The sequence below is a fragment of the Paludibacter sp. genome (assembly GCF_009712605.1).
In the GTDB taxonomy this organism is placed as follows: domain Bacteria; phylum Bacteroidota; class Bacteroidia; order Bacteroidales; family Paludibacteraceae; genus Microbacter.
In genome coordinates, this window is record NZ_WASO01000007.1 from 1 (window position 1) to 24,095 (window position 24,095).

Annotated in this window: 22 protein-coding genes; 18 read left to right on the forward strand and 4 right to left on the reverse strand. The window is 43.4% G+C overall.

Features of this window, described 5'->3' with window-relative positions; translation table 11 throughout:
- Positions 1 to 3,310 (reverse strand): hypothetical protein (locus tag F8N35_RS06145; protein ID WP_293050485.1); only part of this gene is annotated, 3,310 nt, incomplete at its 3' end.
- A 110-nt stretch (positions 3,311 to 3,420) separates the two neighbouring features.
- Positions 3,421 to 3,972 (reverse strand): hypothetical protein, encoded by a 552-nt coding sequence (locus F8N35_RS06150; RefSeq protein ID WP_293050487.1) that lies wholly within the window; start codon positions 3,970 to 3,972, stop codon positions 3,421 to 3,423.
- Between the two features lie 1,148 nt (positions 3,973 to 5,120).
- Here F8N35_RS06150 and F8N35_RS06155 point away from each other — a divergent pair.
- Positions 5,121 to 5,786, forward strand: coding sequence for a response regulator transcription factor (locus tag F8N35_RS06155; protein ID WP_293050488.1), 666 nt, complete (start codon positions 5,121 to 5,123; stop codon positions 5,784 to 5,786).
- 1,319 nt (positions 5,787 to 7,105) lie between these two features.
- Positions 7,106 to 8,032, forward strand: a complete 927-nt coding sequence (locus tag F8N35_RS06160; RefSeq protein WP_293050490.1) for a putative sulfate exporter family transporter — start codon at positions 7,106 to 7,108, stop codon at positions 8,030 to 8,032.
- 8 nt (positions 8,033 to 8,040) lie between these two features.
- Here the strand turns inward: F8N35_RS06160 and F8N35_RS06165 are convergent, their stop codons facing one another.
- Positions 8,041 to 8,736, reverse strand: coding sequence for a Crp/Fnr family transcriptional regulator (locus F8N35_RS06165; RefSeq protein WP_293050492.1), 696 nt, complete (start codon positions 8,734 to 8,736; stop codon positions 8,041 to 8,043).
- Positions 8,737 to 8,930: 194 nt separating this feature from the next.
- Between F8N35_RS06165 and F8N35_RS06170 the strand changes: the two genes are divergently transcribed.
- The 11 genes from F8N35_RS06170 (at position 8,931) to F8N35_RS06220 (ending at position 18,120) form a co-directional block, all read left to right on the forward strand.
- The gene (locus tag F8N35_RS06170) at positions 8,931 to 9,344 is read left to right on the forward strand and encodes an OsmC family protein (RefSeq protein ID WP_293050494.1); all 414 of its coding nucleotides are present in this window, start codon (positions 8,931 to 8,933) and stop codon (positions 9,342 to 9,344) included.
- A gap of 49 nt (positions 9,345 to 9,393) precedes the next feature.
- Positions 9,394 to 9,693 carry a thioredoxin gene (gene trxA / locus F8N35_RS06175; protein ID WP_293050496.1) on the forward strand — a complete coding sequence of 100 codons (300 nt, stop codon included), beginning with the start codon at positions 9,394 to 9,396 and terminating at the stop codon, positions 9,691 to 9,693.
- 12 nt (positions 9,694 to 9,705) lie between these two features.
- Positions 9,706 to 10,062: a thioredoxin family protein gene (locus tag F8N35_RS06180; protein ID WP_293050498.1), complete on the forward strand. Its 357-nt coding sequence runs from the start codon at positions 9,706 to 9,708 to the stop codon at positions 10,060 to 10,062.
- 10 nt (positions 10,063 to 10,072) lie between these two features.
- Positions 10,073 to 10,492, forward strand: a complete 420-nt coding sequence (gene trxA, locus F8N35_RS06185; protein ID WP_293050500.1) for a thioredoxin — start codon at positions 10,073 to 10,075, stop codon at positions 10,490 to 10,492.
- 102 nt (positions 10,493 to 10,594) lie between these two features.
- Positions 10,595 to 11,227 carry a Crp/Fnr family transcriptional regulator gene (locus tag F8N35_RS06190; RefSeq protein WP_293050502.1) on the forward strand — a complete coding sequence of 211 codons (633 nt, stop codon included), beginning with the start codon at positions 10,595 to 10,597 and terminating at the stop codon, positions 11,225 to 11,227.
- A 99-nt stretch (positions 11,228 to 11,326) separates the two neighbouring features.
- Positions 11,327 to 12,667 (forward strand): TolC family protein, encoded by a 1,341-nt coding sequence (locus F8N35_RS06195; protein WP_293050504.1) that lies wholly within the window; start codon positions 11,327 to 11,329, stop codon positions 12,665 to 12,667.
- A gap of 12 nt (positions 12,668 to 12,679) precedes the next feature.
- A complete protein-coding gene (locus tag F8N35_RS06200) occupies positions 12,680 to 13,777 on the forward strand; it encodes an efflux RND transporter periplasmic adaptor subunit (protein WP_293050506.1) in 1,098 nt (365 codons plus the stop codon).
- Positions 13,778 to 13,920: 143 nt separating this feature from the next.
- Positions 13,921 to 17,127 (forward strand): efflux RND transporter permease subunit, encoded by a 3,207-nt coding sequence (locus F8N35_RS06205; RefSeq protein WP_293050508.1) that lies wholly within the window; start codon positions 13,921 to 13,923, stop codon positions 17,125 to 17,127.
- A gap of 13 nt (positions 17,128 to 17,140) precedes the next feature.
- Positions 17,141 to 17,461 carry a hypothetical protein gene (locus F8N35_RS06210; protein WP_293050510.1) on the forward strand — a complete coding sequence of 107 codons (321 nt, stop codon included), beginning with the start codon at positions 17,141 to 17,143 and terminating at the stop codon, positions 17,459 to 17,461.
- A gap of 19 nt (positions 17,462 to 17,480) precedes the next feature.
- Complete coding sequence (locus F8N35_RS06215; protein WP_293050512.1) at positions 17,481 to 17,930, forward strand: MarR family winged helix-turn-helix transcriptional regulator; 450 nt, start codon at positions 17,481 to 17,483, stop codon at positions 17,928 to 17,930.
- A 13-nt stretch (positions 17,931 to 17,943) separates the two neighbouring features.
- The gene (locus tag F8N35_RS06220; protein WP_293050514.1) at positions 17,944 to 18,120 is read left to right on the forward strand and encodes a DUF2892 domain-containing protein; all 177 of its coding nucleotides are present in this window, start codon (positions 17,944 to 17,946) and stop codon (positions 18,118 to 18,120) included.
- A gap of 242 nt (positions 18,121 to 18,362) precedes the next feature.
- Here the strand turns inward: F8N35_RS06220 and F8N35_RS06225 are convergent, their stop codons facing one another.
- The gene (locus tag F8N35_RS06225) at positions 18,363 to 18,944 is read right to left on the reverse strand and encodes a Crp/Fnr family transcriptional regulator (RefSeq protein ID WP_293050516.1); all 582 of its coding nucleotides are present in this window, start codon (positions 18,942 to 18,944) and stop codon (positions 18,363 to 18,365) included.
- A gap of 292 nt (positions 18,945 to 19,236) precedes the next feature.
- Between F8N35_RS06225 and F8N35_RS06230 the strand changes: the two genes are divergently transcribed.
- From F8N35_RS06230 to F8N35_RS06250, 5 genes are all read left to right on the forward strand, one after another.
- Positions 19,237 to 19,785, forward strand: a complete 549-nt coding sequence (locus F8N35_RS06230; RefSeq protein WP_293050518.1) for a DsrE/DsrF/DrsH-like family protein — start codon at positions 19,237 to 19,239, stop codon at positions 19,783 to 19,785.
- A gap of 222 nt (positions 19,786 to 20,007) precedes the next feature.
- On the forward strand, positions 20,008 to 20,256 hold the full coding sequence (locus F8N35_RS06235) for a sulfurtransferase TusA family protein (RefSeq protein ID WP_293050520.1): 249 nt from the start codon (positions 20,008 to 20,010) through the stop codon (positions 20,254 to 20,256).
- Between the two features lie 6 nt (positions 20,257 to 20,262).
- Positions 20,263 to 20,646 (forward strand): hydrogenase iron-sulfur subunit, encoded by a 384-nt coding sequence (locus F8N35_RS06240; protein ID WP_068703177.1) that lies wholly within the window; start codon positions 20,263 to 20,265, stop codon positions 20,644 to 20,646.
- Between the two features lie 3 nt (positions 20,647 to 20,649).
- Positions 20,650 to 21,963: a CoB--CoM heterodisulfide reductase iron-sulfur subunit A family protein gene (locus F8N35_RS06245; protein WP_293050523.1), complete on the forward strand. Its 1,314-nt coding sequence runs from the start codon at positions 20,650 to 20,652 to the stop codon at positions 21,961 to 21,963.
- On the forward strand, positions 21,960 to 23,894 hold the full coding sequence (locus tag F8N35_RS06250) for a CoB--CoM heterodisulfide reductase iron-sulfur subunit A family protein (RefSeq protein ID WP_293050525.1): 1,935 nt from the start codon (positions 21,960 to 21,962) through the stop codon (positions 23,892 to 23,894). The genes F8N35_RS06245 and F8N35_RS06250 overlap by 4 nt, the downstream gene beginning before the upstream one ends.
- The last annotated feature ends 201 nt before the right edge of the window (positions 23,895 to 24,095 follow it).

The following is a 24,095-nucleotide window of genomic DNA, read 5'->3' on the forward strand; positions in this document are numbered from 1 at the left end:
GTTTGCTCATTCCACAGTCAGCTACCCAGTTTGCTGGTGCAAAGTCATTGGTCCATGTGATATTCCCACCACAGAGGTCACTGGCAGTAGCTCCGGCATGATTTGTCAACCATGTGTTGAAGTCAGTAGTATTACCGGCTCCGTCACATTCAACGCTCTTGTTCTGAGCGGCGGCTGTGATGTCGGGAGGCATATTGTCAATTACATTAATACTTTTTTGGCATGTCGACTGACAATTATGTGCATCAGTTATATTCAATGTCAATGTAAAGGAAGCATTACAGTTAAGTCCCGCTATTACCGTAACCGTCTTCGAATTAGAAGAACCTGAAATTGTTCCATTTCCATCAATTGACCAACTATATGTAGCCATTCCATCCGGAGCGGAATATACATTGGAAGATGAAGGACAAACCATTTCGTTTTGTGCACTAATAAAACATGTCGGAGATGTATTATTAATCAGTACAACTTCGTCACTCGAAGGAGTGCAGGTGCCATTACTGATGGTCCAGCGCAAGGTCGCGCTGCTGCCTGACGGTATGCCTGTCACAGTAGATGTTGGCGACGACGGGGTTGTTATTGTAGCCGTTCCGCTTACAATGCTCCATACACCACGGCCCATAACGGGACTATTGCCGGCCAGCACGAAGCTGCCACTGTTGCAATTGCTCTGATCTTGTCCTGCATTGGCTACTGTCGGCAGTGCATAAACGGTGACTGCAAGAGGTGTTCTATTTGAACTTATACATGATCCTGACGGTCCTTCGGCAACATAGTATGTTGTTGTTCCTGGAGTTGCAGTTGATGGAGTCACACTTGTAGTCGGAGTTCCACCGGTCTGAGCTGTATAATAATAGAGCTGGTAGCCAGCAACTGAAGGTATTGCTGTTAATGGTGTGGCAGCATCTCCCTGACAATAATTTGCCGGTGAGGTGGTCGGCACACTCGTTACGCTCGTTACGCTTATTGTGAAGTCAAATATGCAGGCATTTGTTCCCGGAGGAATGGCTTTGTAATGAATACTTCCAACTGTTGCCGGGAATGGATTGCTGATAGTGTATTCCACGGATTGATCGGCACTATAAAAACGTGAGCCGGGAGGAAAACTGCCCGAAACAGCCGTAATTGGAATTGTGTTATCGGTTAAATTGCAAAAAGCAATATCCTTAGTGGTTGATGTGCCCTGACAATGAGCAGCCACGTAAGCATCCCGATCTAAAATTATAGAAAGAGGTGTGGTTATTGGTTCTCCAATGCAACCTCCGGAAATTTCGTATCCCTGTATGAACTTTCCGTTTGAAAGTGTAGCTCCTGAGGTGGATCCAACTCCGGTTACGTTTCCATCAATAGTAATGGTTGGAGTACAGGAGGTGTTGCTTAAAATATAGCAGTCGGTAGTTGCTGTGAGTTTATAGCTCAGTTCTGCTAATAGTGTGTTTGGATCAGTTGGTTTTGGTAGATTCCCAATATTCCAGACCAATGATCCGGTAGCTCCCAGAGTGGGGTCAAACACAATTGAGTTGATGGCAGGAGAGAAATAAACATTATTAGAAACGCTTGCTAACGAGGTAGCTGTGTATGGCATTGGAATAACCACCTGAGCGTTGTTAACGCCTTCGGTTCCCTTGTTGTAAATGGAAATTTTGTAAACTACGTCCTGACCGGGGACAACAGTTGGCGTGGTTCCCAGAGCTGCGCCATTGATACTTACAACAGCATTTAATGCTTGTACATCAGGAATGTAGGCATCAACTGCCATGGCGATACAGAAAATGATATAAGTATCCTGAGTAGAGCCATATTGGAATTTTGTTGATGTCTGATTATTAGTAATTACAGAATTATTCGAGTTCGGGATATTGAACATGTGGATATCTACGCCGGTATTGTTTGTGATGTTGGGATTCCGGGTGTTGCCTCCTGTACTGATCGAAGAGTTGAAGAAATTACCTGTTGAGTTACTGGCATCACTTAAAGTGACCCAAGATGCAGTTTGCAATTGTTGAATTTTAAAATAGTCTCCGGAAATATCCAGGTCGCCTTCTCCCGCTGCTATACCTAGTTTAAGATTAACATTTCCGTTTTGAACAGTTTGAAAACCTGACACAGGAAGTTCATTACTGGCAGTTCCACCTATAACATAAGCATGTCCATCAAATACGGTTACGTCTCTCCATTTCATTTTTGAGTTTTCGTAGACCACAACCATTGTCCATCCGCCATACAATCCGGTTCCCCCTCCATCTCCTTCTTTCAGAGCCATATCTGCAACGGTATAAGTTCCCAGCCCGTGTTGCCGTACGTAATCAGTTACCTCGGCATAAGCAGAGTACATATATCCATAATTAGATGTTGGATAATAAATATCATTAGCATTGGCCGTTACGGTAGTATAAGACGTTTCGCCCGGACCTTTAAATGAAAGCACATGTTTATCATAATTCTTTGTTATTGTTGTATAATTAGTTACTAAATAGATTGTGGTTCCGGAAACCGAACAGTTATTTATGTCCGATTTTTTATCGGTTCTTGAATCGCGTGTTAAGCTTGTAACCTTAACGCTAGTACCATCACTACCAGTATAAACTGTTACAGCATCAAATTTGGCCGTTGTAACATTGTTATTATTAGTAGAAGTATAGTGAGTCACACTGTTCCAGTTGCTATTATCGGTTGAATATTGAACATAAGGAACCGCATTATTAAACTTGAAGTACATGGTAGGTTTACCTGTTGCTGAAAAAACATACTGATAGTAATAACTGCCGGATGAGCCCTGTCTTGTTATTGCTACTGAATAATCGGAATTGCTAACGCTCCCACCATTGCCTGTTACTGAAAATGTCCCATTAGTTAGAGTTGTTCCTGATACAACTTGCTTGCTTACGGTAAAAGTATTCGGACTTGTTCCATCATCTGTTCTTCCTGTCCAATAAAGTCCTGCATAGATGATGTTAGAACACGAAGGTATTGCCCCATTTTCAGTAGAAAAAGTAAGATCGGCAGACGACGAATTAAATGTAGAAGGGTCGCCATCTACATCAACATACACCATATTGTTATTGCCGTTTTGTGAATTACGATCTGTTATTGATGGGTCAAGGGTAAGATTGGTATTCCCAATCATCGTAAAATCGCCCTTGATATTATATATTTTTTTTGTGGGAGTATATGAAGATGTTCTCTGCGTGAACGCTTTTAACACTTGCGCACTGGTGAATTGCGACAAACCGGCTATCATAACAATTGCCAAAACTATAGTTCTGGTCCAAATTGTTGATTTATTGGTGGGGTAAAATGTTTTCATACGATAATAATTTAATTTTTAATAGTCGTATGAAACTCTATGTTGCCGTTTTATATTCTAGCGCTCGTTTTTGAGCAACATGTTCGTTTCATAATAAATAAGTTTGGAAATTATGAGAGAATTGACACCTTATAAATAACAGTAATTCCGGTGTTGGGCACAAATAGATTCTGAATGTCGCTTGCAGTCGTAGTGAATTCACTTATGAAAAGAACGTATTTCAGTTTTGTGAATCCGTTGAGAGTAGATAAATCAATTGAGAAATTCAGATCGGATGGACTTTTTAGCTTTACAATGATCATCTCCACCTCTGAAAATGCTGCATTCGTATCATTCAGTTTTGAAATATTACCGGCTTCTACAATGGCGCGAACCGGTTGAGATTCTCCGCTTACCCTTATATTCTCACCAATATATATGGTGGGCAGTGGTGCTGTAATAAGATTTTGAATGTAAATCCCTTCCGCAACTATTGCATTATCTCCGGAAGAGGACATGTTGTTCAGCATCTGGGTTGCTTCCTGAACTTGTTGAGCTTGTAAGCAGAACGGGATAAAAAAGGTAATAAGAGTGAGGAGTCCAATGATTTTCTTAAATCCACTTTTGTTTGAATTATGGGATGTAAATTCAAATCTTTCCTGGAGTAGAGTAGTCTTTTCCATGATGTATGTTTTTAATTTCTATCGAACGATGAAATGCAGTAGAATTTTGTTAATCAACATTTAATTATAGGTCACCACAAGAGGTGATTTGCCACAATACAAGGTTTCACTTCAAAGGTAAATGTTGACAATACTATTAAAAATGGTAAAACGACATAAATCGAGATACGTAAAAGTTGCAGTTCAAGCAGTGTGAAGTAAAAACATAAATGGGAAAATAATTTAGACGTGACCTTTTATCAGCTAGATTTATACAACTAAATTTCAACGAGTTAAATTCAAGAAGCAGAAAAAGAGATCAATAAGGGGTGGTGTTTGGGTACTAGGGAAGTATGCAAATGGAGGACTTAGGTTAATTACTGATTGTCCATTTTTACATATATATTTTACAATCAATTATTTCTGATTATTATTTCTGACTATATAAAGAAGCCGGACAATGTTATTTTTGTGTTAATAAACCATATATTTTTGTTAGACAAATACAAACATCTTGTGATATGTATAATTTAAATATCATATAACTACCGCCTTTACGAATAAACATGAGCAATGAGAATTTATTTTATTTATTCTGTCATGTAAAATTGCCGCAAATGCATATTACAAATTTAATTAACGTAAGAAAAATATGATATATTTGCTTATTCAAATATGTATATTTACATAAACAACAAGTAAAAACACTTGCTTTAGAATAAGTAAATAGTGGAAGTATTTATATTAAAATCATATTCTTGCTTTCGTAATCCCACTATAATTAAAAACAAAACACCAACAGTTCATTCAGCAAACAATTGATAACGTTAATATTACACATTTATTCATATCAGAATAAAAGAAGCTGGTTTGTTCTTCAGATCTTTTGGTACAATAGGTACTTATCTAACCAAAATTATCAACTGAACTGCTACCGCAAAAGCGTTAAGAGTTGCAAGGATAACTAAATAGAATTTATCATTCCATTTGTATAAAATGGTCTTAAAAACTGGTTCTTTTGAACATACCCGATAGCATTTAATATAAAAACGAAATTCATATACATTTTTCACATAATGAAGTTTTTGTTGCCTGGTTAAGTATGGAAAAAATGTATCAGAGAGAAAAATATAAATTGTTGAGATGAGATCAACACAACTGATTGATTTATGTCAAAGTCTAAGATTTGTTTAGTTGATGAACACGCAATCTTTCGTGCAGGTATAAAACAGATTCTGGCCTCAATGAAAGAAAAATTTGAATACGAAGAAGTATCTAACTATTCACAATTACTGCTGCGATTAGAGCATCAAAAACCGAGTTTGATTATTATGAATCTGGGCATTACAGATGACCGTATTTATCTTACTGAGCAGTTGATGACAAAATACCCAGACATTAAGATTTTAATATTTGCAGATCATGCTAATGATAAAATTCTGATTAGACTAATAAATAATGGCTTGTTCGGTTGTTTGTTGCGTACTGCAGAACCTCAGGAACTAAAATTGGCCATTGAAATGGTTTTGTCAGATCAATGTTACTTTTCTCCTTTATTGATAAACAGAATCTTGATTAATCGTGCTATTCCTGACAAAAATGGAAATAAAAAGATAATTAATGACAGTTTTTTGACTGAAAGAGAACTTGAAATTGTAAGACTACTTTGTAAAGGTTTGGATCAAAAAGAAATAGCAGATAAGCTGTTCATAAGTCCCCGCACGGTAGATACACATAAAGCAAATATCATGTCGAAGCTGGAGGTTAAAAATACTACTGGAATTATCTTACAAGCAATTAAATATTTAATTGTTAAGACGAGTGAGCTAAAATAAATCAAAATCCACACTATACAATTGTAGTAATCTAAGTTTTTCAGATTGCATAAGTAACAGATTTACAGAAAACATTTTACATATAAATACTACAGTCAGAATAATCCATTCTTTGGTAGATTTGGCGTAATACAAATAGCCTTACGGGTTGAAATTAAGACTCTTGTCCTTTACATTATCAAAACAAAGGGACAAGGAGAGACAAAACTAAACATTTTGCCACAGTCAGTTCATGTGAGCTTTATTAGAGATATATGGCATTGAATATCTTCCGAACAATAGTGAATTGACGCCGGAATAAGTAGTTAATACCCCTCTCAATGGGAACAAGGCTCATAAGGCACCAATTTCAGGTTATATCTATGTTTTTTTTTGACACTCTGAATCAATAAAAAGTATCTCCAAATAGAGCTATACTAAAAATCCTCATTATGATGGAGAAGAAAGGATAACTGATCAATGTCAACGCATCTATAAAACTAAAGATTCAGATCAAATAGATTATATCTTTTTATTTTCAAGAATTTGTAGATAAAATAAATATGATAAATACAAGACAATTCGAAAGTATAAACAATTGAATATTTTTAAAATAAGATTCTTCGTGTAAGGTGCAAGCTATCTATATATAGATAGCTTGCACCTTACACGAAAGCTAATAATTTAATAAATAACAAGTTGAAAAATCAAAAATAGCTCGTATCTTTGAACCTGAGATTTATGCAGACACAAGATGGACAAGTAATGCCATTACTGACAAAAGATAAACGAATATCTTTATTATCGTTGTATAAACTTATTGACTCGGTAAAATCGTAAAACCAGAAGAATTTTTTGTTTTACAAACCGAACAGAAGGATAAAACAATAGCGGATTCCTTTGTTAAAAATGCCCGTAAAAACTGTACATTTAACTGTACCCCCGAGGTAAATCACAATGTTAAATAACTAGTAAACAGTCAACAAAAGCAAAGGTTCACGTTCCGTCCATACCGCCATTAGTTGTAAAAGAGCGAGCCGATTTGGCTTGCTCTTTTTTGTTTTATCCTCAACCGAAACACCTGCCATAAGCAAAAGAGAGATCACGTAAAAGTACCAGACATTACGAACGAAACAGCTCTGGGCTGAACAGATCCAATCCGTCTCTAAAAAAATATCATCTTAAGTTTACTTATCAACAAATTTCATATCCATAACCAAAAGTTATCGTTAATAACAAACTGCTATTTTAAACAACGAGAAGGAAAGCCTAATTTTGCAGCACTTTTAATTCAAATCAATAGATATACGATGCAGAATATAATTAGTGAGGCAAAAAACATGAAGAGTACGTACCAAAGCGTAGCATATATCCTCTTAGGCTTATTATGTCTCTTCCCCTTCGTAACAGCTCCGGTGGCTCTTATTGCCGGCATTATCTTTGCGCTAAGCATAGGCACTCCCTGGATGAAGCTGAACAAGAAAGCATCCAAATACTTGTTACAAATTTCAGTGGTGGGACTGGGATTCGGGATGAATCTGGGAGATTCTTTGCGTGCCGGTTCGGATGGCATGGTTTTTACGCTTGTTTCCGTTGGAAGTGTGATGCTGATTGGCGTGTTGGCAGGAAAATGGTTGAAAGTTGAACGTGTCCCGTCGTATCTGATCGCTTCGGGAACTGCTATATGCGGCGGTAGCGCTATTGCGGCTGTCGGACCGATTGCAAAAGCCAAAGATGGAGAAATGTCAATCTCGCTCGCAACTATCTTCGTCCTGAATGCCATTGCACTGTTTATCTTTCCTCCGTTCGGGCATTGGCTGCATCTTTCCGAACATCAGTTTGGTCTATGGTCAGCGATTGCTATTCACGACACAAGTTCTGTGGTGGGTGCCGGCGCCACATATGGCGAAGAGGCTCTGAAAGTAGCGACGACGGTAAAGTTGACCCGTGCCTTGTGGATTATTCCCTTGTCTCTGTTTTCAATCTTCTATTTCAAAGCCAAAGGCCGGAAAATTTCAATTCCGTGGTTTATTTTTCTGTTTATATGCGCTATGGTAATAAACTCCTATTTTTCACTTCCGCAAGCACTTACAAGCAACATCACGCTCCTTTCGCGCCGTATGCTAACACTGACGCTTTTCTTTATCGGTGCCGGACTAACAAGAGAAACGCTAAAAGCGGTAGGTTTCAGGCCTCTGATACTTGGAATCCTGCTGTGGATATTTATAGCAGTTATAAGCCTGACATTTATTTATACAATGTACTAAAAAAACATTCAGCCCCGTTTGCTGATTTCAACCAAAAGGTCTCTGTTCAAAATGGAGACCTTTTTTTCGTCCAGACGGATAATTCCATCTTTCTCAAAAGTCTTGAGCAATTTTACAGTACTCTCGGTAGATATCCCGGCAAACTCGGCTATTTCTTTTCTTCCAAGTAAAGATATCACGTCTTCACCGCCAAAGTGCTCCGAACTAAGATAAAGCAAAGCATCGGCCAGATGACCGTTCATTTGTTTGAACATCATGCCTTTGATAGTTCCAAATAAAGAGGTATTTTGCTCGCAGTAGCGTTTTACAATACGGTATGCAAACTGCCCGTTTTGCTGTATCACTTTAGCGATAGCATCCTTTTCGATAAGGAAAACGCGGGTATCTGTAAGCGCTGTAGCCGAGTAGGTATAGATACTTTCGCCAAAGACCGCTGATAGACCGATAAATTCGCCTTTACGGATTATTTGCAGGTTGAAATTGCGATTGCCCCCATCTTCCACATACTGTTTTACAAGACCATCCATCACAAACAAAACGTACGAGGCAAACGTTCCCTGCTTCGTCAGGTTTTCTCCTTTCCGAAAAAAGACCTGAGTTTTACTGGCTCTCACCATAGCAACCTCTTCTTCAGTCAATAACTGAAAACAGGGAGCTTCCACATCACAAATAAAATCAATATCGGTTTCAACAATCGTCTTCATACCCTAGGGTTTCTAAATTTCGGGTTAAAGTTAGTGATAATTCAAGAAAACAGGCTGTATCCGATTCAATCCGATACAGATCAATAAAAAAATTGAGCTATTTCAATCCGACACCCGTTTTGCCAGACCTCTGAATCCTTGACAATTGCACTGCCGGGAATGTAACTTTGCATCAAACAAAATCATTTGACATTATGACACATACAGTAAATACATCATGGAAGGGCGATATGCAGTTCACCGCTCTTGTAAGCGGACACAGCGTAACAATGGATGCATCGCCCGAATTCGGCGGACAGGATGCCGGTTCACGCCCCAAAGAATTATTGCTGGCAGCTATTGCCGGATGTACCGGAATGGACGTCGTGGAATTATTGCGAAAAATGAGGGTAGATTTCCAGGAATTTAACCTCGAAGTAAAAGCCGAGGTTTCCGAAAGTCACCCGAAAGTATACACTAAACTACACATTATTTACAAGTTAAAAGGCTCCAATATTGACCCGGCAAAAGTACAAAAGGCGGTAGATATGTCGCAGGAAAAATATTGCGGAGTGTCGGCCATGTTCCGCAAAGCAATGGAAATAACTTACGAGATAAAGATAGTATAATTGAGAAAAGTAGAGAGAAATTGCTAATAGGTATTTATAGAATTATTATATGAAAGCTAATTTTGACACACTGATTACAGAAGACCGTCCGGTAATTGTAGATTTCCACGCGCTGTGGTGCGGGCCATGCAAAATGCAGGCCCCCATTTTGCAACAACTGGCAGCCGAACAAGGAGATAACGTAAAGATTATCAAAATTGACGTCGATCAGAATCCGGCCATTGCCGATCGTTACCAAATCAGGAGCGTGCCTACACTTATGATTTTCAAGAATGGAGAGATTAAACACAAACAACCGGGCGTTCATTCCAAACAACAGCTGGATTCTTTGATTCAACAGTACAAGTAAACACAAAAATCTATGTTGTACACGAATTTAAAACACATAGAAACGGCCAGCGAACATGAACAAATGATTCGTGAGCATGAAAACGTAATCGTCTGTTGCGGCCGCATGGGGGGGCTCGTGTGCATCCCGGTTTACAACATAATGGAAGAATTGCAAAAGAAATACCGTCATGTAAAATTCTTCGACATTGAATTTGACAATCCGGAATCGCAACATCTAAGAAACGACTTCAAGTGCAACCAAATGGAGGAACTCCCCTATCTAATCTATTACAAAAACGGAAATCCGGTACAAATCACATCCGGTTATCAAACAAAACAACAGATTGTGTCCATTATAAATAAACAATTCGAAAAACCAACCCATTAAAATGATAAAAATGAGCACAGTATTAATTATTGTCGGCATTGTAATCGTTGTCATTGTAGGATACGGACTTTACATGGCCAACAAAATCAAAAACACTCCCGAAGTTGCCAATAGCGAAAAAGTCAAAGTATTGACGGAGAAAAATTTCGTGCAGCAAACAAATAAGGGAATCGTTTTGGTAGATTTTTGGGCAGTATGGTGTATGCCCTGCAAGATGATGGCACCCATTATCAACGATGTAGCAAACAACGCTCCTGATGGAGTTACCATCGGCAAGCTGAATGTAGAAGAAGCACAAAGCATTGCCCAAAAATACAATGTCCGCAGCATACCAACCACCATCCTGTTCAAAGATGGAAAAGAAATCAACCGCTTTGTCGGCGTAAAAAGCAAAGACTTTCTGCTGAAAGAGATAAACAAAGCCCGGTAGCTTCAAAACAGTTTTAATATATCTTCAAGAGGGAGGAATCCGAAAGGAAACTTTCCTCTTTTATTATGCCACTTTAACCCTTACAAACAACCAATTGCACTCATGAACACGTTGAATGAAATTATCGAATTCAAGACCTCGCTGCCTATTCGCAGAAAATTGGCATCGTACAGCATTGTAAAACTCTTTCAGGCCGGTGAAGTGATTCAACGTGAGAATGCCTATATCAAGGCGATTCCAATTGTGTCGTACGGGCGCATCAAGGTGGTACGAACCGACGACGAGGGTCGCGAGATTTTTCTCTATTACATCAAGGCCGGTGAAAGTTGCATCATGTCGTTTTTGGGAGGTATGTACAACGAAACAGCCAAGGTGAAAGCCATTGCCGAAGAGGAGACCGAGATCTATTTCATTCCGGTAAACCATATCGTGCCGCTTATCAAGGAGTTTCCGGAGTGGCTCGAATATATTTTCCGTCTCTATCACAAGCGCTTCGAAGAACTTTTGGAGGTGGTGAATGCTCTGGCTTTCAAAAAAGTGGACGACCGTCTGCTTTCGTTGCTAAAAATCAAATGCGAAATGGAGGGCAAATCGACCATCTCGGTGACACATGCCCAACTGGCTTCCGAACTCGGTACCGCCCGCGTGGTAGTATCTCGCTTGCTAAAACAGATGGAAGATGCAGGACTGGTGACTCTTGGCCGTAATAAAATCACGCTGATCGAAGGCAATTAAGCAGAAACTTCATCATTTCACGCCTTGTGTAACAAAAGTAGCTGACCACCAATTTTAGAGGGTTTAATTTTGCACAATCAAAATTAAACCCTCTAAAATATGGTTCGTACAAAAGCAAATCCTTTATTATTCCTCACTTTCGGGTTGTCTCTTCTGCTTACGGTTTCGCCGTCTGCAACAGCACAATCCTCTTCTACACGAAAAATTCAACTCAAGGATGCGGTTATTGCCGCACTTGCAAAAAATACAACACTTAAAATATCCGGAGCGGAGTCGCAGGTGGCAGCTTCCAATTTCAGGCAGACAAACGCCGTCTTTTTACCATCAGTAGAACTTGGTTACACTGCCATGACATCCAATAATCCGCTGAATGCCTTCGGATTCAAACTGCAACAGCAACGGGTAGCTGCCAGCGATTTTATGCCCGATCTGCTCAATCATCCGGGACATACGCAGGATTACAGTGCCAAAGTGGAAGTGCAGCAGCCCTTGCTCAATCTCGACATGCTTTATCAGCGCAGCGCGGCTGCCAAACAAAAAGAACTTTACGAATACAAATACCAGCGCACGCGTGAATTTGTGGAGTTCGATACCCGCAAAGCCTATCTGAATTTGCAATTGGCCTATCGCTCGATGGCAGTGCTCGAAGAGTCGCTGCGCAATATGCGCGAAATTGCCGCTTCTACCCAACGCTTCTTCGATCAGGGATTGCTCAAAAAATCGGATGTACTGAATGCGCAGGTGCAGGTGGCAACGGTGGAAAGCCAATTAGCAAAAGCCAATAGCATGGTGCTGAATGCGTCGGAAGCCCTTGCCATTACTATGGGGGCTGATGTTGCTACCGTGTATCAACCCGACTCGCTTTTGCTCGAAGAGTCGGCAGAAGGAACCGCCTCACGGCAGGTATCGTCAACACGAGCCGACCTGATGGCGATGAAAAAAGCGGTGGATGCCACCTCCATGATGGTGCGCTCGGAACAGATGAATCTGCTACCCCGCATCAATGCCTTCGGCAGTTTTCAGTACAACAATTCGCAGTTGGGTCAATTCGATGCCAACTCCTATTTAGTGGGGGTAAAACTCTCCTGGACACTCTTTAACGGCACCAAAAATTACAATTCTATCCGCTCCCGCAAAGCCGAACGCACCAAAATGGAGCTGGAGTTGAAACAACAACAGGATCAGAGTCAACTGGAACTCGACAAAGCACTGCGTGACCGTCTCGATCTTCTGACCGAAATCAACCGGCAAAACGTGTCGGTGGCACAAGCCGAAGAGTCACTGCGCATCCAGCAGGATCGCTATCGTGAGGGGCTTGTTTCCACAACCGATCTGTTGACTGCACAAACTCAACTGCTGCAACAAAAAATGGCACTCGCTCAGGCTGTTTACGGCAACAATCTTACGTTGGCTTATCTGCAATTTCTTACCGCAAAATAAAAAACAAACAATATGATAACTTCTACATTCAAATCGTTGAAAATCTACGGAATTATTTTGGTTACCACACTTTCGGCTGCCTGTTCGTCGAACGAAAAACCTGCCGATAGCAGTGATAAGCCTGTTAAAGTGGTGGTTTCAACTCCGGCAAAAAGCGTCGGCGGTGAAATTCTATTGAGCGGCAAACTGGAGTCGGAAAATACCGCCAACCTAAGTACCCGTATGATGGGGTATATCACCTCCATCAATGTCAAACCGGGTGATCGGGTTGCAAAAGGAGCGCTGTTGGCAACTATCAGCAGCCAGGATATGCTGGCAAAAAAAGCACAGGCTTCGGCCATGATTGCCGAGGCGGAAGCGGCTGCCCGCAATGCCGCCAAAGATTATGCCCGTTATCAAACCCTCTACAAACAACAGAGTGTATCGGCCAAGGAGTTGGAAAACGTTTCGTTGCAAAACACATCGGCACAATCGCGCCTCGAAGCCGCCCGACAAATGCGCAATGAAGTAAATGCAATGCTGGCATACACCCAGATCAGAGCTCCGTTCGTTGGTGTAATTACCCAAAAGCTGGCCGATGCGGGTAGTATGGCTTCACCCGGAATGCCCCTGCTGATTCTGGAACAGGGAGGCAACCTGCGTGTGACGGCTACCGTACCCGAAAGCGAAGTGTCGCATATCAAAGTGGGTGACATGGCTACCGTCGATGTAAAATCGACCGGAAAACAGATGCACGGCAAGGTGCTCGAACTGAGTCCGTCGTCACTTGCTTCGGGCGGGCAGTATTTGGTAAAAATATCGATTCCTGCCGCCGAACAAAAAGGATTATTGTCAGGAATGTATGTCAATGTTACCCTATCAGGTAAGACTGTGAGCGACCAACCGGCTTCGGGCAATCTCCGCATTCCGGTATCGGCATTAGTTACCCGCGATCAGTTGACTGGGGTGTACGTGTTGAACGAAAACAATACGGTGTCGTTGCGCTGGTTACGCATCGGGAAAACCGTTGGCAATGAGGTGGAGGTACTTTCGGGTCTCAACACCACCGAACGTTATGTGTTACAGTCCGAAGGCAAGTTGTATAATGGTGCAGTGGTGACGCTACGATAAGCGCAAAGCCTAAACGTTTCCACCCCCAGAATTTCATTAAGAGATTTATGATGCTAAACATAGCAGATCAAAAGCCCCTTCAGGGGTCTGGGGTGAAACTGAAATAAATACACAAAATTTACAATCCTCAAATTAATATATAGATGAAAGAAGGATTATCGGGCAGAATTGCCAACCTGTTTTTGAAGTCGAAACTCACTATCCTGCTGATGGTCGCCTTCCTGTTGCTGGGCGCATACAGCACTTTTCTGATTCCCCGCGAAGAAGAACCTCAAATCGACGTGCCAATGGCTGACATCATGATCGGTTATCCCGGAGCCTCGCCCAAAGAGGTGGAATCGACAGTTGCCGCACCACTCGAAAAAGTAGTTTCGAACATCAAGGGAGTAGAATATGTCTATTCGACCTCCATGAAGGGACAAGCCATGGTGTCGGTGCAGTTTTATGTGGGACAGGATGTGGAGCGCTCGTTGGTGAAGCTCTACAACGAGATTATGAAAAACATGGATAAATTGCCGCAGGGCGTTACCATGCCGCTGGTGAAAACCCGAGCTATCGACGATGCGCCGGCGCTGAGTCTTACCCTTTGGAGCGATAAAAGCAGCGATTATGCCCTGACGCAGTTGGCCGAAGTGGTGACCACCGAAATCAAGAAAATTCCCAATGTGGCCAACGTTACAGTACTGGGAGGCCGCAGCCGCGAAGTAAAAGTGGTGCTCGATAAAGACAAGATGGCCGAAAGTCATGTAGATTTTCTTTCTGTTGCCAAGCAGATTCAGGGAAATAATGCGCAAATGAACTCGGGGAATCTGTTGCAGTCCGATACCGCTTTTACGGTAGAGACTGGCAATTTTCTGAGCAGTGCGGACGATGTGGCGAATCTGATTGTCGGTTCTAACGGCAATCAACCTGTCTACCTGCGCCAGATCGCCAAGGTGGAAGATGGTGCCGAAACTCCCCGCCAATACGTAACATTCGGTTACGGAGGTGCTGCGAAAGCCGATCAGAGCAACCGCAAGGGAAACTTTCCTGCGGTGACGCTGGCCATTGCCAAAAAGAAAGGAGCCGATGCCATGCATCTTTCCGAACAGATACTCAACAAGGTCGATCATCTCAAAAAAGATCTGATCCCTGCCGATGTTACCGTCACTACGACCCGCAACTACGGGGAGTCGGCCTCGCACAAAGCATCGGAGCTGCTGATGCACCTATTCATTGCTATCATTGTGGTCACGTTGTTTGTGATGCTGGCCATGGGCTGGCGCGGCGGATTAGTGGTATTCCTTTCTGTGCCGGTTACCTTTGCCATGACGCTTTTTGCCTACTATTTCCTCGATTATACACTGAACCGTATCACGCTCTTTGCGTTGGTATTTGTCACGGGAATCGTGGTGGACGACTCCATCATCATTGCCGAAAATATGCACCGTCACTTCAAAATGAAACGATTGCCGTTCCATCAGGCAGCCATTTTTGCCATCAATGAAGTGGGTAATCCTACCATTCTGGCAACTTTTACGGTGATTGCCGCCGTGTTGCCGATGGCTTTCGTATCAGGATTGATGGGGCCGTATATGAGTCCGATGCCAATCGGAGCATCCATTGCCATGCTTATTTCATTAATTATCGCTCTGACACTCACGCCTTATCTTGGCTATCTTTTCCTGCGTGGGAAAAACGATGGTGGAAAAAAGCACAAAGAGCACCGGATGGAGGAGAGTAAAATATACCGTTTGTACCGGGCAACGATTGTTCCGTTGCTTGAAAACCGTAAAAGACGATGGGCGTTTATGCTGACAACGGTTGCCGTTTTGCTTCTATCGATGCTGTTGTTCTACACCAAGGCGGTACCGGTGAAAATGTTGCCTTTCGACAATAAAAATGAGTTTCAGGTGGTAATCGATATGCCCGAAGGCACCACGCTGGAACGGACGGCTGCTGTTACGCAGGAGATTTCGCAATACATTGCCAAACAACCGTTGGTTACCAATTATCAGGGCTATGTGGGCACTTCGGCTCCCATCAGTTTCAACGGGCTGGTACGACATTATGATATGCGCCGCGGCGAAAATGTGGCCGATATTCAGGTAAATCTGGTAGACAAAGGCGAACGTAGCGAGCAGAGTCACCAGATTGCCAAAGGGATGCGTCCGGCGATTCAGGCAATTGCCAAAAAATACAATGCCAACGTGAAAGTGGTAGAAGTGCCTCCCGGTCCTCCGGTAATGTCGACCATGGTAGCCGAGATTTACGGTCCCGATTATGACCAGCAGATGGCCATCGCCCGTCAGGTAAAACAACTGATGAAATCGACTCCCGATGTGGTGGATGTGGACTGGATGGTGGAAGACGATCAGCCGGAACTGAACTTTGAAGTGGACAAAGAAAAGGCTATGAAGATGGGCGTTGCTCCCGCGCAGGTAGTGGCAACGGTCAGGGCGGCTCTGTCGGGTATGCCCGCAGGGGTTTTGCATCGACCCAATAGTTACCAACCCGTGAATATTATGTTGCAACTGAACGATGCCGATAAAGCCAGCGTGGCCGATCTGAGCAACTTGAAGGTCGTCAATCAGCAAGGGATGGTAGTTCCCGTCAGCGATTTGATTCAGGTGAAAAAAGAGGTTGCTCCGAAGAGTATCTTCCGCAAAAACCAGAAACGGGTCGTCTACGTCACCGGCGATATGGCCGGAAAATTAGAAAGTCCGTTCTATGCCATGAATAAAATATCGGATCGGTTGAAAGAGGTCAAACTGCCGGCCGGTTATTCGCTCAACGAAGAGTACAGCAAGCAACCCGAACTGGAAGATAATTACTCGCTGAAGTGGGATGGCGAGTGGCAAATCACCTACGAGGTGTTCCGCGATCTGGGCATTGCCTTTATGGTCGTGCTGGTTATTATCTACATCCTGATTGTTGGGTGGTTTCAGAATTTTACTGTTCCTTTTGTAATGTTGGCGGCCATTCCGTTGTCACTGATTGGTATTGTTATCGGCCACTGGATAATGGGTACTTTCTTCAGTGCAACTTCCATGATCGGATTCATTGCGCTGGCCGGAGTGATGGTGCGTAATTCGGTATTGCTGATCGACTTTATCAATATCCGACTGAAGGATGGTATTCCACTCAAGCAATCGATTATCGAGGCTGGTGCCGTGCGTACCACGCCCATTTTGCTGACTGCCGGAGCGGTGGCACTGGGAGCTGTAGTCATCCTGTTCGACCCGATATTTCAGGGTTTGGCTATTTCTCTGATGGGTGGAACCATCACCTCAACGTTGCTGACACTGATCGTTGTTCCGTTGCTCTATTTCAAAATGATGAGAAAGAAATATCCCGAATCACAAGCATAAAACATTTATCCATATGAAGTTACTTATCATAGCCTGCCTCGATGCAGACCGTCATACTGTTTCCAAACTATTGCAAAGTGCCGGAATCAATATTTTCAGCGTAAGCGAAACGACCGGTTATAAGCGCAACAACGGACAGCCCAACCTTCTCGACAACTGGTTTGGCAACCACAATGCCGAGTTCGAATCAGCCCTCTTTTTCTGCTTTACAGATGACCTGAATGCTAAAAATGCGGTCGAAGTAATTGACCGCAGAAATGCCGACCAGCCGGAAAGGATGCCGTTACACGCATTTGTAATGCCGGTTGAAAATCAGACACAAGTAAGTCGTTGAACCAATAATATGATTGAAAATGATACAAGAAAAAGACTTGTACAGGATAAAAGGATTACTATCGAACAATTTATGCAACAATCTCAAAAGTCCCTTCAACAAAACAGCCTCACTCCGGAAGGTTAGGATCTCTTCCGAACAGTTTCAGGTACTTGGCTTTTTACGGAAAGGCAAGCCCATGTCGCAAAAACGGCTTTGTGAGCTAACCCGTCGGGATAAACCATCCGTGACCCGCTTGCTGGATAAACTGGAAGCAAAATCGTTGGTAAAAAGAGAAGCCGACGTTACCGACAAGCGGATTAAAAACATTTCAATTACCGAGCTGGGAATCCGGGAATTTGAAAAAGTCAGTCGTATCACGGATGATTTGATACAAAGTGCGATGGAAGATATAGACAGTAATCAACTAGTGATTTTCAACTCGGTATTAAACAACATTCTAAACAATCTGGCCGTAAAAGCCAATTAACAGAAAAGTAATTATGTCAGAAAAAATTATACGTGCCGTGGCAGGCACACTTATCCTAACGAGCATTATTTTGTCGCTTACCGTTTCGTTGAAATGGTTATGGTTGGGCGGCTTCGTCGGTTTTAATCTTCTGCAATCATCCTTCACAGGCTTTTGCCCGCTGGAGTATTTTCTGAAAAAGGGAAAATAGAAAACGAAAATGAGGTTATCAAAAAATCAATGTTGCTATTGATAAACTTATAAACAGAAAGATAACCTCATTTTTTTACCCCTCAATCCCCTTAAGGGGACTTTTACGCCAATAAAAATAGCAGATTTATAGCCCCTTCAGGGGTTGGGGTACAAAATAAACAAAGATGCACTTTCGATTCGCAAGTTTTACAAAATAAATATCCCTTTTGAGACACCCTCTCTCCGTTTAAAAGCTTATAATCATCCCTTTTCACTAATCTGTTCCAGCAATTCCTTATTGAGAATTGAAATTTCGCGTCCTTCCTGACGGATAATCCCCGTTGCATTGAATTCAGCCAAAATCCGGCTGATACTTTCTCGCGTTACTCCAATCCAGTCGCCCAACTCCTGACGGGAAAACGGAATCACAAACGAATCATTTTCATAAATATCGTTGGCCAGGTAGAGCAACGCATCAGCAACACGCCCGTTTGCCTGCTTTTGACCCAGATTGAGCGACACGTGGAAGTTATTCATCTCGCGCTGACTCAAAGCCGTGATGATTTGATAAGCAAAATCACCGTTTTCCACAATCAACTGCCTGAACGTGGACAATTCTATAAAGCAAGCCTCGGTCGGTTCCAGAGCGGTTGCCGTAAAGCGGTTAACTGACGCACCGAGCGAACTGGGTAAACATAGATAGGATGGCGCTTTTGTCAAACGTAGAATCCGGTCTTTCGCCTGTGTGCAGGTATGAATTTTGACCAATCCGGATTTCAGATAAACCACTCCGGCATTGATCGCATTTTCCTTAAAAATGGTCTCTCCGGGGTTGAACTTCACTTTAGAACAATGATTATGAAGCGATTCCAGGCCCTGATTCCTAAGGCAAATTTCACTATCAGTGTGCAAAATACATTCGTTACAAAGTTTTTGAGACATGGTGACAAATAAAAGTGATACGTATGTGATTTATATCACAAATATCGGTATAAAACCTCACACTATATCGCTTCATAGTGATTTTTTAATAATATAAATTTGTGTCCGTGATTCAGGAAATAATTCTGTAAATCAAGAAGTCGCTATGTGCATGAAAGTGATACTATAATAATTCAAACCAAAATAATTCATCATGGCAAACGAACTGGAAGCTCAGGTTCAGCTACTCGAAGCTCAACTGAAAAAACTGCAAAAAAATCAACCGAAAGACCAACTTTCCATCATCGTCTTTTCCGGCGATCTGGACAAAGTGCTTGCTGCAATGATCATTGCCACCGGCGCACGGGCAATGGACATGGAAGTGAAAATGTTCTTCACTTTCTGGGGTACGGCAATGTTGCGTGACAAGAATAAATCGCCAAAGGGCAAAGACTTCATGTCGAAAATGTTCGGATTCATGCTGCCCAAAGGCAGTACCAAACTGAAACTCTCCAAACTCAACATGTGCGGTATGGGTACGGCAATGCTCAAAGATCTGATGAAAAAGAAAAATGTGGCTTCGTTGGAAGATTTAATCGCCACGGCTGCTGAATTCGGTGTTGAAATCTGCATCTGCGAAATGAGCATGAACCTCATGGGCTTCAAGAAAGAAGAGATGATCGACTACCCGAACCTCTCGTATGTAGGCGTTGGCACCTATCTTTCTGATGCCGACGAAAGTAAAATACAGTTATTTATCTAATTCAAAGATCTTGATTTTTGACCTCTCCTCGCGACGACTTCGTGTCGGAGTCAGATATTAATCGTCTGACCCTAGCCCCTCTCCCTGAGAGAGGGGGATTAGGCGGCTAAACGAGTAACATTTCTATTTTCCACGGACGTGTTCCTCCTCTCCTTGGGAGAGGAGGTTAGGAGGAGAGGTCTGATATAATTATAAACCAATACATTTAATTACAAAATAATTATGACAACAGAAGAATTGAAAGCACTGAAAAGCGATAAAGTAGTTGATGCACGTAGTATGGCATGTCCCGGTCCGCTGCTCGCGGCCAAAAAAGCGATCGGCGACGTGGACGAAGGTCAAATAATGGAAATCCTTTCGTCTGACGAAGGTACCAAAAGCGACATCCCAAAATGGTGCAGAAAACAAGAATTCGAATACCTCGGTTCCATCGACGAAGATGGAATCTATCGTCTTTTCCTCAAAAAATAAGCAGCTATGCCAAAGATTTTGGTCTTCTCGACCGAAAAAATCTCCGATCCCGCGATTGACCTCGCGGGATTGTTGAAAAAGCACTATCCCTACACGGTCTACACCATCAGCGTTCCCTGCTCGAGTTGCATCAAGCCACGGTGGATTATGCACGCTTACGAAAAAGGTTTCGACGGCGTATTCATTGCTGCCGACGGAAGCGATTGTTCGTACGGAGAATCGTGTTCCGACCGCACTGCCGAAGTGGTAGCCACCACACACCGTTTGATGAAAGAAAAAGGGCTGAAGCCTTCGCAACTGAAAATGGCGGCCATCTGTTCGGTTTGCGCAGAGCCGTTTGTGAAGCATATCACCTCGTTTATGAAAGATTTATCTCAAAAAGAGAATTAAAAAATGGAAATTCAGCAGGAAACCTGTATTAACGAATCGTTGTACGACGTACTGGTAATCGGTGCGGGAATTGCCGGTGAAGAATCGGCTCTTAAACTGGCCGACATGGGCTACCGGGTGTTGCTGGTGGAGAAAGAACCTTCCATCGGCGGCAAAATGATTTTGCTCAGCAAAGTATTTCCCACGCTCGATTGTGCCGCCTGTATCACCACTCCGAAAGTGTCGGAAACGGCTCGTCATCCCAATATTACCATACTCACGCTCACCGAAGTGGAGGAAATTGTGCGTGATACTAAAAACCGGTTTTCGGTAACGCTCAAAAAGAAACCCCGCTACGTGGTTGAAAAAGACTGCACCGGATGTCAGGAGTGCGAAAAGGCGTGCCCGGCCATTGTCAATGACCAGTTCCAGTTTAATCTGACGGCACGCAAAGCGGTTTACATTCCTTTCACCATCGCCAATCCTCGGGTGGCTTTGATCGACATCGACAATTGTCTGTTGTGCGGCGCCTGCGAAAAAGCATGTCCGTCCAATTGTATTGATTTCACGCAAAAGGAAGAGCAGTTGAAAATTACCGCAAAATCGGTAATCGTTTCTACCGGTTTCAAACTGTTCGATCCCATTCAGATAGAACGTTACGGTTTTGGACGTTACAAAAACGTGATCACCTCCATGCAGATGGAACGTCAGTTGGCTCCTACCCGCCCGTTCAACAACATTCTGCGGCCTTCCGATGGCAAAGTTCCCGACAAAATCGCCTATGTTTTCTGTGCCGGTTCGCGTGACCATACAGTAGGTAATCCAATCTGTTCACAGGTATGCTGCATGTATTCCACCAAACAGGCTCAACTCCTGATGGGTGCGTTGCCTATGGCCGATGTCTCGCTCTACTATATCAATATCCGGGCCTTTGGGAAGGGCTTCGACGAATTTTACGAACAGGCGAAAGACATGGGAGCAAAGTATGTGAAAGGAAAAATTGCCTCCATCACCGAAAAAGAAAACGGCAACCTGATTCTACGTTACGAAGATATTGCAACAGGCAAAGTGACCGAGAAAGAACACGATTTGGTGGTATTGTCGGTCGGTATTCTGGCCAATCCGGGCATTACCCGCGTGTTCAAAAAAGAACGACTGGAAACCGATGCGCTTAATTACATCCGTCAGACGGATCTGCTGCAAAGTCCGGCCATCACCTCTATCGAAGGAGTATTTGCCGCCGGAACAGCTACCGCTCCGATGGATATTCCCGACACCATCATGTCCGCCGGAGCAGCAGCCACAGAAACATCAAGTTATTTAGCCAGATTGTCATGAAGAAAAAAATAGGAGTTTACGTTTGCCACTGCGGAGGCAACATTTCCGACCATGTGGATATTGAAAAGGTGAAAGCTGCCGTGCGCGACGAAGCAGACGTCTATTTGGTAAAAAACACGCTTTTTGCCTGTGCCGACTCTTCACAAAAAGAGATTGGCAGCGACATTGAAAATGAACATCTCGACGCCATCGTAGTGGCTTCCTGCTCACCCAAACTGCACCTCAACACTTTCCGTGGAGTAGCGCAACGTGCCGGGTTGAATCCTTACAACTACGTGCAGGTAAACATTCGCGAACAAAGTTCGTGGGCTCACTCCGACAACAAAACCGGCGCTACCGAAAAGGCGATATTGCTGGTAAAAGCCGGTATCGCCAAAGCGAAAGAAAGTGAAGCACTTCAATCGCTCAAAATTCCTGCTGCCAATGTGGTGGCCGTCATCGGAGCCGGTGTGGGTGGCATGAAAACAGCGATCGGTTTGGCCGACATGGGCACCGAAGTTTACCTCATCGAGAAAGATTTCTTTGTGGGGGGACGCACTCCGCAATGGGGCACCGTCTCCCCGAACGGAGATGAAGGCGCTATTCTGACAGAAAAGCTCTACAAAGAGGTGGTTCGTCGTCCGAACATCACACTGTTTACCGGAGCCGAACTGGTTGAGAAATCGGGAAGCATCGGAAATTTCGATCTCAAAATTGCTCTTCGGCCCCGTTTTGTTTCGGGCAATCCGAGCACAGAAGCGATGCAACGCGCAGCAGAAGCTTGTCCGGTTGCGGTGAAAGATGATTTCAATTTCGGATTAACCAACCGGAGGGCGTTTATGCTCCCCGCACAAGGACAGTTTCCTCAGGTTCCAGCTATCGACCAATCAGCCTGCACCCGCTGTGGAGAATGCACCGCCGCTTGTCACGAAGTGGATCTGACACAAGAAGTGCAAACAATTACGCTGCATGTGGGTGCCTTTGTGGTCAATACCGGTTTCGATCCGTATCAACCTGCCCAAGGTGAATACGGCTACGGAGAATTGGACAACGTCATCACGCTTCCTCAGTTCCGCCGTTTGATGGAGATGAATGAAAGCGAACTGGTTTTCAACGGAAAAAAAATTAAGAAAATCGCATATATTTATTGTGTCGGCAGTCGGCAGGACGACGATGAAGGAAATACCTATTGCTCGCGTTACTGCTGTACGGCAACTTCACTGACGGCAGTCCTTGCTAAAAAGAAGTTCGGCAATATCATCAATTTCCATTTCAACCGCGGAATCCGCACATACGGAAAACACGAACTGGTTTACGAAGCTGCGTCGAAACAAGGCGATATTTTCCTTCAGTTTTCACTGAAGAGTATTCCGCAAATCGAAAAGCGCGGTAACAAAACCTACGTTAAAGTCAAAGATATTCTTACTGCCGGCAAAGAGCTGGAAACGGAAGCCGATCTGATTGTGTTGGTTACCGGCATGGTTCCCCGCAAGAATGAGTTATTGGCGCAACAGCTCAAAATCCCAACCGGTCGCGATCATTTCTTCAACGAAATTCACATGAAACTTCGTCCGGTAGAAACGGTGATCGACGGCGTATTGATTGCAGGAACCTGCCAATCGCCGAAGAATATTTTGGAAACGGTTAATTCGTCGATGGCGGCAGCAGCCAAAATCAATTCGGTACTGACCAAAGGCGAACTGTCGCTCGAACCTACACTAGCCAAGGTAAATCCGGCAGCCTGCGACTGGTGCGACAACTGCTCGAAGGCCTGCCCTTTTGATGCCATCCTGCAAACAGAGATCAATGGCAAAAAAGTGGCACGCGTCAACGAATCCAACTGCAAAGGTTGCGGTATGTGCACACCGGTTTGCCCGACCGACGCCATCGATTTGGCTGGTTATACCAATGCCCAGGTCGAGTCGATGATTGATGCTCTTGCAGAAGCGTAATCAAATAAAGAAACGAGTATATGATGTTTTGCCTAATGGCTTGAAAAGCCCCATTTTCATAACCGCAGGTCTGTGACCTGCGGGCGAGCATAGCTTGAACTCACACGACCTGAAAGGTCGGACTATACGAGAAGTAATGCCTTTCAGGCATAGAAGAACGGGGACTTGACAACCCGTAAGCCAATGGCTTACGGTTATGAA